Here is a 12393-nt window from a genome sequence, read left to right on the forward strand (position 1 = left end):
GCGGCGTCTGGTTACGGTCCGGGTGCATGAAATCAGACTTTCTTCCGGACCGTCGCCGGCTGCTGCAGACCGCCGCGGCGCTCGCCGCCACCGGCTCTGGCAGCTGGGCGCAAGCCACTGCGCCATCACGCGACCTCTCTGGCGTCACGTTGCGCGTGGGCACCTACAAGGGCCTGTGGCGGCCGTTGCTCACTGCGTCGGGCCAGGCCAGCACGCCGTACAAGATCGACTGGCGCGAGCTCAACAACGGCGTGCTGCACATCGAGGCCATCAACGGCGACGCGCTCGACCTCGGCTCGGGCAGCGAGATTCCGCCGGTGTTCGCGGCGCGGCAGAAATCCAGCGTGAAGCTGGTGGCCGTGACGCACGAGGACCTGAACAACCAGGCCACCTTGGCGCGCAAGGACGCGCCGATCCGCAGCATCGCCGACTTCAAGGGCAAGCGCGTGGGCTACGTGCGCGCCACCACTTCGCACTACTACCTCGCCAAGCAGCTGGCCGAGGCGGGCCTCACGTTCAACGACATCCAGGCCGTGAGCCTCACGCCTTCGGACGGCCTCTCGGCTTTCGCGCGCGGCGACCTCGATGCCTGGGCCATCTACGGCTACAACGGCCAGCTCGCGCGCACCCAGTACAGGGCGCGGGTCATCAAGACCGGCGTGGGCTATCTCTCGGGCAACTTCCCGATCTACGCCAATCCGCGCGCGCTCGACGACCAGCTTCGCCGCGCCGCGCTGGCCGACCTGCTGCAGCGGCTGCAGCGTTCGTTCGCGTGGATCAACGGCAATTTCCTCGCCTACGCCCGCGCCCAGTCGGCCGAGACGCGCGTGCCCGTGGGCGACATCGTCGAGCTGTTCAACCGCCGCAGCGGCGACTACAGCCTGGGCCCCGTCAGCGACGCGGTGGTGCGCAGCCACCAGGACGTGGCCGACACCTTCCTGAAGATCGGCGTGCTCGACGGCCCGGCCGACGTGAAGCCCCTGTGGGACCGCAGCTTCGAGAGCGTGCTGCGCCTTCCCGCCGCCTGACAACCATCTCCCATGAACATTCAAACAAGGACAGCACCATGAGCCAGCAGCCACAGCAACAAGACGGCCTCGTCGAATTCATCGGCATGATCCAGGGCCAGAAAGTCTCGGAGATCCACCCGGCCAAGGGCCCCGCGCTCGACCGCGACTACGTGCGCGCCTTCGCGCAGGCCCACGAGGCGGCGGGCTTCGACCGCGTGCTCGTGCCTCACCACTCCACCAGCCCCGACGCCACGCTCACCGTGGCCTATGCGGCCTCGGTGACCGAGCGCATCCACTTCATGCTCGCGCACCGCCCCGGCTTCGTCGCGCCCACGCTGGCCGCACGGCAGTTCGCCTCGCTCGACCAGTTCAGCGGCGGCCGGCTCGGCGTGCACTACATCTCCGGCGGCTCCGACGAGGAGCAGCGCCGCGACGGCGACTGGCTCGACCACGACCAGCGCTACGCGCGCACCGACGAGTACCTCGAGGTGCTGCACAAGGTGTGGACGGCGGAGAAGCCCTTCGACCACGAAGGCGCGCACTACCGCTTCCAGAACGCCTTCTCCGAAGTGAGGCCGCTGCAGACGCGCAACGGCAGGCCGCACGTGCCGGTGTACTTCGGCGGTGCATCGGAGGCAGCGATTCCGGTGGCGGGCAAGTACGCCGACGTCTACGCGCTGTGGGGCGAATCGCTCGACCAGGCGCGCGAACTGACCACGCGCGTGCGCGCCGAGGCGGCGAAGCACGGGCGCAGCGTGCGCTTCTCGGTGTCGTTCCGCCCGATCCTGGCGCAGACCGAAGAGGCCGCATGGGCGCGCGCCGAGAACATCCTGGCCGAGACCAAGCGCCTGCGCGTGGTGCAGGGCTACAACCGCGGCGGCCCGCAGCAGAGCGAAGGCGCCAAGCGCCTGCTGGCCGCAGCCGAGAAGGGCTCGCGGCTCGACAAGCGGCTGTGGACCGCGGTCGCGCAGGAAATCGGCGGGCGTTCCAACAGCACCGCGCTGGTCGGCACGCCCGAGCAGGTGGCCGACGCGCTGCTCGACTACTACGACCTGGGCGTGAGCACCTTCCTGATCCGCGGCTTCGACCCGCTGGAAGACGCGCTCGACTACGGCCGCGAGCTGATCCCGCGCACGCGCGAGCTGGTGGCGCAGCGCGCACAGCAACAACGCAAGGCGGCCTGAGGAATCACCATGAGCGCAGTTCTTTCCATCGACCGCAGCGCGGCCTCGCAGCCGCTGAAGCTCAACCTGAACCCGCAGCAGAAGTACTGGTTCGACCCGATTCCGCCGCGCACCACCATCCAGGCCGAGCGCCGCCACCGGCAGGAGCGCCTGGCGGGCGCCTTCCGCCTGTTCGCGCGTTTCGGTTTCGCGCAGGGGCTGGCCGGCCACATCACGGCGCGCGACCCCGAGCTCACCGACCACTTCTGGGTCAATCCGCTGGGCATCCATTTCTCGCGCATCAAGGTGTCGGACCTGCTGCTCGTCAACTCGAAGGGCGAGACCGTGATCGGCGACAGGCCGCTTAACAAGGCGGCCTTCGCGATCCACGCGGCCATCCACGAATACAACCCGAAGATCATCGCCGCCGCCCACACGCACTCGACCTACGGCAAGGCCTGGTCGACGCTGGGCCGCAAGCTCGACACGATCACGCAGGACAGCTGCGTGTTCCACAACGACGTGGCGCTGTTCGACGACTTCACCGGCATGGTGGTCGACACCAGCGAGGGCGAGCGCATCGCCCAGGCGCTGGGCGACAGGAAGGGCGCCATCCTCAAGAACCACGGCATCCTGACGGCGGGCCCCACGGTGGAAGCCGCCGCCTGGTGGTACATCGCGCTGGACAACGCCTGCCACACGCAGCTGCTGGCCGAGGCCGCGGGCAGGCCGCAGCCCATCGACGAGGCCACGGCGCGTCACACGCACAGCCAGATCGGCGGGCCCGAAGGCGCCATCCATTCCTTCGACAGCCTCTACGAAGGCCTGGTCGAGGCCGAGCCCGAACTGCTTCTCTGACCCGAACACCAAGACGATGAACCCCAACTTCTCCCGCCGCAGCCTGCTGCGCGCCGGCGGCGCCGCCGCGGTGGTCGCCTCCGGCGGCCTGATCGCATCGCAGGCCTTCTCGCAGCAGTCCCGCAAGCTCACCTTCGCCTGGAACGCCACGGCCTTCTGCCTTTCGCCCGTGGTGGTGGCGCAGGAGCGCGGCTACTTCGAGCGCAACGGGCTGCAGGTCGACCTCATCAATTACACGGGCTCCACCGACCAGCTGCTGGAGTCGCTCGCCACCGCCAAGGCGGATGCGGCCGTGGGCATGATCCACCGCTGGCTCAAGCCTCTCGAATCGGGCTTCGACGTGAAGATCGTCGGCAGCTCGCACGGCGGCTGCGTGCGGCTGGTGGGAGCCAAGGGCGCGGGCGTCATCGACCTCGCGAGCCTGAAGGGCAAGACCATCGGCGTGTCGGACATCGCGAGCCCGGGCAAGAACTTCTTCTCGATCCTGCTCGCGAAGAACGGCATCGACGCCGAGAAGGACGTGGTCTGGCGCCAGTACCCGGCCGACCTGCTCGACATCGCGGTGAAGAAGGGCGAGATCCAGGCGATTGCCGACGGCGACCCCAACATCTACCTGATCGAGAAGCGCAACCGGGGCGCCTTCGTCGAGGTGGCGAGCAACCTTTCTGGCGAATACAAGGACAAGGTCTGCTGCATCGTCGGCGCGCGCGGCGAACTGGTGCGCAAGGACAAGGCGACAGTCGCCTCGCTGGTGCGCGCCATCGCGCAGGCCTCGGACTACGTGGCCGAGAACCCGAACGAGTCGGCCAGGCTCTTCTCGAAGTATTCGCCCAACGTGGCGGTGGAAGACCTGCGCGCGCTGCTGGGCACGCTCACGCACAAGCACCACCCGCTGGGGCGCAACCTGCGCGACGAGGTCGAGTTCTACGCGCGCGACTTCCGCGGCGTGGGCGTGCTCAAGAAGACCACCGACCCGGTGCGCTTCGCCGACCACGTTTCCTTCGATCCCCTGGCATGAACACGGACGGAAGCCGCATCAGCATGAACCACAGTTCCCGTCGTCAGTTCCTCGCTCAAGGCACGGCCGTCGCCGCTGCCGTCGCTTCTTCCATAGCCTTCCCCGGCGTGGTTTCAGCGCAGGGCCGCCCGGTGCTCAAAGCCGGCGACCAGAAGGGCGGGCTGCGAGCATTGCTCGAAGCCGCGGGTGGACTCGAAGGGCTCAGCTACGACATCCAGTGGTCGGAGTTCCCGGCCGCCGCGCCGCTGGCGGAGGCGCTAAATGCCGCCGCCGTCGACTCGGGCCCCATCGGCGACGCGCCACTGATCTTCGCGCTGGCGGCCGGCACGCGCGTGAAGGCCATCGGCGCGAACCGTTCCGACTCCTACGGCACGGCCGTGCTCGTGCGGCCCGACTCGCCGCTGAAGACCGCCGCCGACCTCAAGGGCAAGAGCGTCGCGACCAATCGCGGCTCCATCGGCCATTACGTCACGCTCAAGGCCATCACCTCGGCCGGCCTCAGGCCCGAGGACGTGAACCTGCGCTTCCTGGCGCCGGCGGACGCCAAGCTCGCGCTCACGCAGGGCTCGGTCGACGCCTGGGCCACCTGGGAGCCCTACACCGCGCTGGCCGAGGTCAGCAAGCACGCGCGCGTGCTCGTGAGCGGGCGCGGGCTGCTGCCGGGGCTGAGCTACCTCGCGGCCACCGACAGCGCCATCGCGACCAAGCGGCCGGTGCTGCAGGATTTTCTGCAGCGCGTGGTGAAGGCGCAGCTCTGGTCGTACCGCAACGTCGATGCCTACTCGGCCGCGCTGGCGCGCATCATCGGCATTCCGCCCGAGGCGGCGAAGCTGCAGTTCGAGCGGCGGCAGCAGAAGTGGGTGGCCATCGACGCGCAGGTCATCGCCGACCAGCAGGGGACGGCCGATTTCTACCGGCAGGTCGGGCTCATCAGGCAGCCGCTGGATGTGAAGGGCACCTTCGACACCGGCTTCGGCGTGGCCGGCTGAAAGAAAAACGCACGACCGTAGCTGAGTCCAAGACTCGCGTAGTTGCGTGCGCGGGGCGCGGAGTTGCGCTGGCTAGAGTCGTCGCATGACTTCCTATGCCATTTCCCCCGCACCCGTCCATTCGCTGCCCATCCAGGGCGATCAGGTCCGCTTCCCTGTCAACCGCATCTTCTGCGTGGGCCGCAACTACTCCGAGCACGCCCGCGAGATGGGCCACAACCCCGACCGCGAGCCGCCGTTCTTCTTCATGAAGCCGGCCAGCGCCATCGTGGCCGACGGCGGCGAGTTCGCCTATCCGCCGCTGTCGAACGACGTGCACCACGAGATCGAACTCGTGGTCGCGCTGAAGACCGGCGGCGCGAACATCGCCGCCGCCGACGCGCTGGGCCACGTCTACGGTTACGCCGTCGGCCTCGACATGACCCGCCGCGACCTGCAGGGCGAGGCCAAGAAGATGGGCCGTCCCTGGGACACCGGCAAGGCCTTCGACGGCTCCGCGCCCTGCGGCGAGCTGGTGCCGGTGGCCAGGGCCGGCCATCCGGCCAGCGGCGAGATCCGCCTCGACGTGAACGGCGCCCAGCGCCAGGTGGGCGACCTCGCCGACATGATCTGGAACGTGCCCGACACCATCGCCTACCTCTCGACGCTGTTCACGCTGCAGCCCGGCGACCTGATCTTCACGGGCACCCCGGCGGGCGTGGCGGCGGTGCAGCGCGGCGACCGCATGCGCGGCAGCGTGGCGGGCGTGGGCGTGCTCGAAGTCGCGGTCGTCTGAGCCCGAAGACAGGGCGCTCACCAGATCCGGCGGGTGCGGCCGGATCGCCGGTGCGCAAGATGGCGTACGCTCACGGGCGAAAGACGAAGACGCCTGCCCCGATGCGCTCCTCCACCCCCACGTCCGTCCGCACCTACGGCATGCACGAGCGTGCCGACCACCTGGACTTCGACATCCGCTTCCAGGGCGCGCGCAATGAACTCACGCTGCCGCACCGGCATGCGTACTTCCAGATCCAGGTCGGCATCGAGGGCAACTCGCAGCAGTCCATCGGCGGCGAGGTGCGCCCCTTCGGGCCGCGCCACCTGAGCTTCGTGCTGCCTTACCGGGTGCACGTGATCCCGCATCCGCCCGAGGCGCTGTACTGCATCGTCAACTTCGACCAGCGCTTCCTGTGGCCCGAGCTCGACGTCGACGCGCTCGACCTGGAAGACGTGCCGCTCGCCTGCCATCCCGACCTCGCGCCCTTCCTGTTCCAGGAATACGTCGACTTCGCCTTCGACGAGGCCGACTTCGCGCGCATCCGCGGCTGGCTCGACGAGCTGCATGCGCTGAACGCGAGCCGCAGCTTCGGCGCCAAGACCGCCATGCGCGGCATCCTGCAGCAGATCGTCGGCCTGGCCTGCATGCGGCAGGAGAACGCGCTGATGCGGCTTTCGCTGCAGCACGACGGCAAGACTTCGCAGCGCGACGCCCTGCAGCGCGTGGTGCGCTACGTGCGCGACAACCTCGACAAGCCGCTGTCGCTGACCGACGCCGCGGCGGCCGCATTCCTTTCGCCCAACTACCTGGCCAACCTGCTGCGCAAGGAAACCGACCGAACCTTCACCGACCTCGTGACCGAGCGGCGCATCGAGCGCGCGAAGGAGCTGCTCGCGTCCACCTCGCTGCTGGTGCGGGAGATCGCGCACCAGTGCGGCTTTGCCGACGAGGCGTACTTCAACCGGCGCTTCCGGCAGGTGGTGGGGAGCACGCCGCGCAATTTCAGGCGCGAGCACGTGGTGGGAAAGCTCGGCTAGACGCCGCCGGGTTCCGAGGCCCGCGCGAGCTGCGACAGCCGCGTGACCAGCGGCGCGAAGAGCTCGCGCGCCGTGTTTCCATAGCCCAGTACCAGCCCGTTGTCCGATGGCATCGGCCGCATCGCGAAGCCCGACAGCGGCGTGGGCGCGATGCGCTGGCGCAGCGCCTCGGCGGCGATCCTCCGGTCGTCGAAGCGCCCGGGCAAGCGCACGGTGAGATGCATGCCGCAGTGGCCGCCGTCGATCTCGTGCGGCACCTCGAAATGCTTTTCGAGCGCGAGCCGCAGTGCCTGCTGTCGGTCGCGGTACAGCCTGCGCATGCGGCCCAGGTGCCTGCTGAACTGGCCGCTCTCGATGAAGTCGGCCATGGCGAGCTGCTCGTGGCGATGGCCGCCGCGCAGCATCTCCTCCAGCGGTGCCTGCACGGCGGACACCAGGCGCTCGGGCAGCACCAGGAAGCCAAGCCGCAGCGACGGGAACATGGTCTTGCTGAAGGAGCCGACGTAGAGCACGGGTGCGTCGTCCACCAGCCCCTGCATGGCCACGATGGGCTCGCCCGTGTGGCGGAACTCGCTGTCGTAGTCGTCCTCGACGATCCACGCGCCGTGCCGCCGGGCCTGCGCGATCAGTTCCAGCCGGCGCGCGATGCTCAGCACCGAGCCGGCCGGGTACTGGTGCGACGGCGTGGTGTAGACCAGCCGCGGCGGGTGCTTGCGCCAGTCGCGCTCGCTCACGCAGAGGCCCTCGGCATCGACGCGCATGGGCACGATGCGCATGTCGCCCGCATGCATGGCGGCTTTCGCGCCGCGGTAGCCCGGATCTTCGACCCAGCCGGTCTCGCCGGGGTTGGACAGCAGTCGCACGCACAGCGAAATGGCTTCCTGCGCGCCTTCGGCGATGACGACCTGCCGCGGCTCGCAGCGCACGCCGCGCGCCACTGACAGGTGCCGCGCAATGGCAGCGCGCAGCGCCGGCTCGCCCAGCGCGTCGCCGTAGCCCAGAGCCGCGCAGCCGCCGCCGCGGATCGCACGTTCCAGCGAGCGACGCCATGCGGCCAGCGGAAAGTGCGACAGCGCGGGCACCCCGGGACGCAGCGCCGCGCCCATGTCGGCACGTGAAGCGCTCGGCAGGATCCTTGCGAGGCGCTGCGCGGTGGCCGGCGTGCCGGCCTGCTTGCCAGCACGCTCACGCTTCGATGGCGCCGGCGACGAGAGCTCGGCCACGCGTGTGCCCTGCCTGTCGGGCCGCACATAGCCTTCGGCCGCCAGATGCTCATAGGTGGCGGTGACCGTATTGCGCGAGATGCCGAGCGCCTCGGCCAGCGCACGCGAGCCCGGCAGGCGGCTGCCGGGGGCGAGGCTGCCGTCGAGGATGGCGTTCTTGAGGCGGTCGTGCAACTGGCGCTGCATCGGGCCCGACCGGCGCTCCCTGGAGAGCGGGGATTCGAGCAAGGAAGAAGGCGGCAAGGGGGGAGGCGGCAAGAGGGAAGTGTAGCGTGGCACCATGAAATTGGCTCTGCATGGCACTTCTCGTAGCGCCACGTTGCGGCTACTTTAGCGCTCTCCGGCCCCGCCGTTCACCATCCACCGAAAGAGCTTCCACCCATGTCAGCCCGCCAGAACGAGTTCGGCCAGTCCATCGGCCCCGAGGTTCCCGAATGGACGCCCCGCGCCCTGCCGCCGCGCCGCGTCATCGAGGGCCGTTTCTGCAGGCTCGAGCCGCTCGACGTTGCGAAGCACGCCGACGATCTGTACGCCGCCTATGCGCAGGCGCCCGATGGTCGCGACTGGACCTACCTTGGCGTGGAGCGGCCCGCCGATCTGGCCGGCCTGCGGGCCTATGCCGAGCGCATCGCGAAGAGCAGCGATCCGCTGCACTTCGCCGTCGTCGACGTGCGAAGCGGCCGCGCCGTGGGTTCGCTGGCGCTGATGCGCATCGACCCGGCCAACGGGGCCATCGAGGTGGGCACCGTCAACTTCTCGCCACTGCTCAAGAACACGCCGATGTCCACCGAGGCGCAGTACCTGCTGATGAAGTTCGCCTTCGACGAGCTGGGGTACCGCCGCTACGAATGGAAGTGCGACAACTTCAACGAGCCCTCGAAGCGCGCGGCGCTGCGGCTGGGCTTCAGGTACGAGGGGCTGTTCCGCCAGGCGGTGATCTACAAGGGCCGCACACGCGATACGGCGTGGTTCTCGATCATCGACAGCGAGTGGCCGGCGCTGCGCACGGCCTTCGAGCGCTGGCTGGCGCCCGGCAACTTCGACGAGAAGGGCGGCCAGCGCATGTCGCTCGACAAGTTCCGGCTGCCCTCTTCCTGACTCCTCCGCAGCCGGCTACTTGCCCGGCTTCTGCGCCTGCTCGCACTCGACCTGGATCAGCTCGCGCTCGTCCAGCGTCGCGCCGATGCGCACCGCGCTGAGGCAGCCGCCCCAGACGCAGCCGGTGTCGGTGGACAGCAGGTCGGGCCGCGAGAGCCAGCCCAGCGTGGACCAGTGGCCGAATGCGACGGTGGCGTTGGCCGTCTTGCGCCCGGGCACGTCGAACCACGGCATGTAGCCCTCGGGCGCGGTGGCGGCGCCGTCTTTCGCCTCGAACTCCATCACGCCGTCCGCGGTGCAGAAGCGCATGCGCGTCAGCGCGTTGACGATGGCGCGCAGGCGGGCGCTTCCGGTGAGCGTGTCGCTCCATCGGGCCGGCTCGTTGCCGTACATCGACATCAGGAATTCGCCCAGCGCCGGGCCGCGCAGCACCGACTCGAGTTCGGAGGCCAGCACCAGCGTGTCGCCCACCGTCCATTGCGGCAGCACGCCCGCATGCACCATCAGCAGGTCGCCGGCGCCTATGCGCATGTGCAGCGCCATGTGCTGGTTGCGCAGCCAGTCGAGCAGCGCCTCGGCATCCGCGGCGGCGAGAAGCTCGCCCAGCGTGTCCTTGCGGCCGGCCTTGCGCGCTCCGTGGGCCACGCCCAGCAGGTGCAGGTCGTGGTTGCCCAGCAGGCTCAGCGCCGAAGCGCCGTAGCCCTGCACGTGGCGCAGCACCGAGAGCGAATCGGGGCCCCGGTTCACCAGGTCGCCAAGCAGCACGAGGGTGTCGCGGCTGGGGGAGAAGTCGATCTTCCGCAGCAGCCGCTGGAAGGGGGCGTCGCAGCCCTGCAGGTCGCCGATCAAGTAAAGTGCCATTCCCCCATTCTCTCCCTCAGTTCATGGATGTCTTCCTCCTGGCCTTGCTGACCACGCTGAACGCGTTGTTCGCAATGTCCGAAATGGCCCTTTCCACCAGCCGGCGCGCACGTCTCGCGGCATTGGCCGAAACGGGAGACGCCGGCGCGGTGGCCGCGCTGAAGCTGATGGAATCGCCCACGCAGTTCCTCTCGACGGTGCAGATCGGCATCACCTCCATCGGCATGCTCAGCGGCATCGTGGGCGAGGCCGCCTTCGCCGAGCCGCTCGGCGTGTGGATGGAAGGGCTGGGCATGGGCCGCGGCACGGCCAGCATCGCGTCGACCGCGCTGGTGGTCACCTGCATCACCTTCTTCACCATCATCTTCGGCGAGCTGGTGCCCAAGCGCATCGGCCAGCTCTATCCCGAGCCGGTGGCGCGCTGGGTGTCTCGCCCGATGCGCGGGCTGGCCAAGGGTGCGAAGCCCTTCGTGTGGCTGCTGGCGGGCGCTACCGCCGCCACGCTGAAGGTGCTGCGCATCGACGCCAACGCGGCGCGTTCGGTGACCGAGGAGGAAATCTCCGCCAGCCTCGAGGAGGGCGTGGACGCCGGCGTCATCGAGCAGCACGAGCACCAGATGGTGCGCAACGTGTTCCACCTCGACGACAGGCGCCTGTCGTCGCTGATGATCCCGCGCGCCGACATCGAATGGCTCGACGCCTCCTTCACCGTGCAGCAGGCGCTGCAGAAGGTGGCCGACGCGGGCGCGCTCAACCTGGTGCACTCCTGGTATCCGGTGTGCCGCAATTCGCTGGACGACGTGGTCGGTGTGATCAGCGTTGCGCATCTGCTGCGCCTGGGCCCCGCGCATATCGGCGTGCTGGGCCAGGAGGCGTCGCCCGCCGTGTTCGTGCCCGAGACCCTCACCGGCATGGAGCTGCTGGAGCAGTTCCGCGCCCGCGCCGGCCGGCTCGTGTTCGTGGTCGACGAATACGGCGTGGTGCAGGGCCTCATGACGCCGCGCGACCTGCTCGAAGCCATCACCGGCGAGCTGCAGCCCGGCATGCAGACCGACGCCTGGGCGCACCAGCGCGCCGACGGCCTCTGGGAGCTCGACGGCCTCATGCCCGTGTCGGAGCTGCGCGCGCGCCTGGGCATTCGCGAGCTGCCCGACGAGGAGCGTGGCCTCTACAACACCGTGGCCGGCCTGCTGATGGCCGTGTCGGGCCACCTGCCGGAGGTGGGCGAGCAGATCGACTGCGCCGGCTGGTGCTTCGAGATCGTCGCGCTCGAAGGCCGCCGCATCGACCGGGTGCTGGCCTCGCCGGACCCGACGGCCCCGCCCAGGGAAGAGTAGGGGCGCGGGCCATGCTGTCGCTGCAGGCTCTCAGCTGCCCCCAGTGCTCCGCGCCCCTGCCGCGCGCCGCCCGGTGGCGCACGGTGAACTGCAGCTACTGCGGCGCCACCGTGGTGCGCGGGCAGGAGATCGTCGAGCGCGAGAGCTTCCGTGCCGCATGGCGCCGGGCCAATGCCGACGTGCCCGGCGGCCGCGTTCTTGCGTGGCGCGGCGGTCGCTACCGCGTGCTCGCGCCGCTGGCCACCGGCGAGCACAGCGATGTACTGCTGGCCGAACGACTGGGCGCGCTGCCCGAGCGCGTCACCTTCAAGCTTGCACGCGAGAGTTCGGCAGACGGCGTGCTGCAGCGCGAATTCACCGTGCTGCAAGCCCTGCAGGATCTTTCCGTGCCCGGCGCGGCCTACTTCACCCGCCGCCTGCCGCAGCCGCTGGGCATCGGCGTGGCCGAAGGGCTGGCGAGTGCAATGAGCGACGGCTCGCGGCAGGCGCTGGTGTTGCGCCACCCGACCGGTTTCTGGGGCGGCCTGCAAGACGTGCGGCAGGCCAACCCGCAAGGCATCGACCCGCGCCACGCCGTATGGATCTGGCGCCGCATGCTGGAAGTGCTGGCCTTCGTTCATGGCGCCGGCTGGACGCACCGCGACCTGTCGCCCTCGCACGCGCTCGTGCATCCGCGCGACCATGGCGTGCTGCTCATCGGCTGGTCGCGCGCGCAGCAGGCCACCGGGCCGGCGCACGACGCGGCCGTCACGCGCGACCTGATGCAATCGGCCTGGGCCGTGCGCGCCGTTCTGCACGGCGCAGCAGCCGGCGAGCCCGGCCTTGGTTCCCACACACCCGCGCCTCTCGCCGCCTTGCTGCGCGAATGCAGCGAGGACGCAGCCGCCTGCGGGCGCCTGGGCGCGCAGGGCATCGAGCAGGCGCTGTCGGCGGCTTCGCGCGAAGCTTTCGGTGCGCCGAGGTTCGTCCATTTCGATCCGACGCCCGCACCGCACGCCGGCGCCTGACGCAAGGCATACGTACAACAGTCACAGAGGAGCAG

General features: G+C 69.6%; 12 protein-coding genes. 10 read left to right on the forward strand and 2 right to left on the reverse strand.

Going from position 1 to position 12393, the window contains the following annotated elements; translation table 11 throughout:
- Positions 1-26: 26 nt before the first annotated feature.
- The 7 genes from ACAM57_RS08495 to ACAM57_RS08525 all read left to right on the forward strand — a co-directional run bounded on the left by ACAM57_RS08495 (position 27) and on the right by ACAM57_RS08525 (position 6832).
- Positions 27-1028 (forward strand): ABC transporter substrate-binding protein, encoded by a 1002-nt coding sequence (locus ACAM57_RS08495; protein ID WP_369661329.1) that lies wholly within the window; start codon positions 27-29, stop codon positions 1026-1028.
- A gap of 38 nt (positions 1029-1066) precedes the next feature.
- Positions 1067-2194, forward strand: a complete 1128-nt coding sequence (locus ACAM57_RS08500) for an LLM class flavin-dependent oxidoreductase (RefSeq protein ID WP_369661330.1) — start codon at positions 1067-1069, stop codon at positions 2192-2194.
- Between the two features lie 9 nt (positions 2195-2203).
- A complete protein-coding gene (locus ACAM57_RS08505; RefSeq protein WP_369661331.1) occupies positions 2204-3031 on the forward strand; it encodes a class II aldolase/adducin family protein in 828 nt (275 codons plus the stop codon).
- 16 nt (positions 3032-3047) lie between these two features.
- Positions 3048-4049 carry an ABC transporter substrate-binding protein gene (locus tag ACAM57_RS08510; protein ID WP_369661332.1) on the forward strand — a complete coding sequence of 334 codons (1002 nt, stop codon included), beginning with the start codon at positions 3048-3050 and terminating at the stop codon, positions 4047-4049.
- A gap of 23 nt (positions 4050-4072) precedes the next feature.
- Positions 4073-5038, forward strand: a complete 966-nt coding sequence (locus tag ACAM57_RS08515; RefSeq protein ID WP_369661333.1) for an ABC transporter substrate-binding protein — start codon at positions 4073-4075, stop codon at positions 5036-5038.
- A gap of 85 nt (positions 5039-5123) precedes the next feature.
- On the forward strand, positions 5124-5813 hold the full coding sequence (locus ACAM57_RS08520; RefSeq protein WP_126024355.1) for a fumarylacetoacetate hydrolase family protein: 690 nt from the start codon (positions 5124-5126) through the stop codon (positions 5811-5813).
- Between the two features lie 101 nt (positions 5814-5914).
- Positions 5915-6832: an AraC family transcriptional regulator gene (locus ACAM57_RS08525; protein WP_369661334.1), complete on the forward strand. Its 918-nt coding sequence runs from the start codon at positions 5915-5917 to the stop codon at positions 6830-6832.
- On the opposite strand, the gene ACAM57_RS08530 is transcribed toward ACAM57_RS08525, so the two are convergent.
- Positions 6829-8337 carry a PLP-dependent aminotransferase family protein gene (locus ACAM57_RS08530; RefSeq protein WP_369661335.1) on the reverse strand — a complete coding sequence of 503 codons (1509 nt, stop codon included), beginning with the start codon at positions 8335-8337 and terminating at the stop codon, positions 6829-6831. The genes ACAM57_RS08525 and ACAM57_RS08530 overlap by 4 nt on opposite strands.
- Before the next feature lie 99 nt (positions 8338-8436).
- On the opposite strand from ACAM57_RS08530, the gene ACAM57_RS08535 reads away from it, so the two are divergent.
- Positions 8437-9153 (forward strand): GNAT family N-acetyltransferase, encoded by a 717-nt coding sequence (locus ACAM57_RS08535; RefSeq protein WP_184641565.1) that lies wholly within the window; start codon positions 8437-8439, stop codon positions 9151-9153.
- Between the two features lie 15 nt (positions 9154-9168).
- Here the strand turns inward: ACAM57_RS08535 and ACAM57_RS08540 are convergent, their stop codons facing one another.
- On the reverse strand, positions 9169-10014 hold the full coding sequence (locus ACAM57_RS08540; protein WP_369661336.1) for a symmetrical bis(5'-nucleosyl)-tetraphosphatase: 846 nt from the start codon (positions 10012-10014) through the stop codon (positions 9169-9171).
- A 23-nt stretch (positions 10015-10037) separates the two neighbouring features.
- Here ACAM57_RS08540 and ACAM57_RS08545 point away from each other — a divergent pair, with 23 nt between their 5' ends.
- The gene (locus ACAM57_RS08545; RefSeq protein WP_369661337.1) at positions 10038-11351 is read left to right on the forward strand and encodes a hemolysin family protein; all 1314 of its coding nucleotides are present in this window, start codon (positions 10038-10040) and stop codon (positions 11349-11351) included.
- An 11-nt stretch (positions 11352-11362) separates the two neighbouring features.
- A complete protein-coding gene (locus ACAM57_RS08550; protein ID WP_369661338.1) occupies positions 11363-12358 on the forward strand; it encodes a protein kinase family protein in 996 nt (331 codons plus the stop codon).
- Positions 12359-12393: the final 35 nt, after the last annotated feature.

It is taken from the genome of Variovorax sp. V15 (genome assembly GCF_041154425.1).
Taxonomy (GTDB): domain Bacteria; phylum Pseudomonadota; class Gammaproteobacteria; order Burkholderiales; family Burkholderiaceae_C; genus Variovorax; species Variovorax guangxiensis.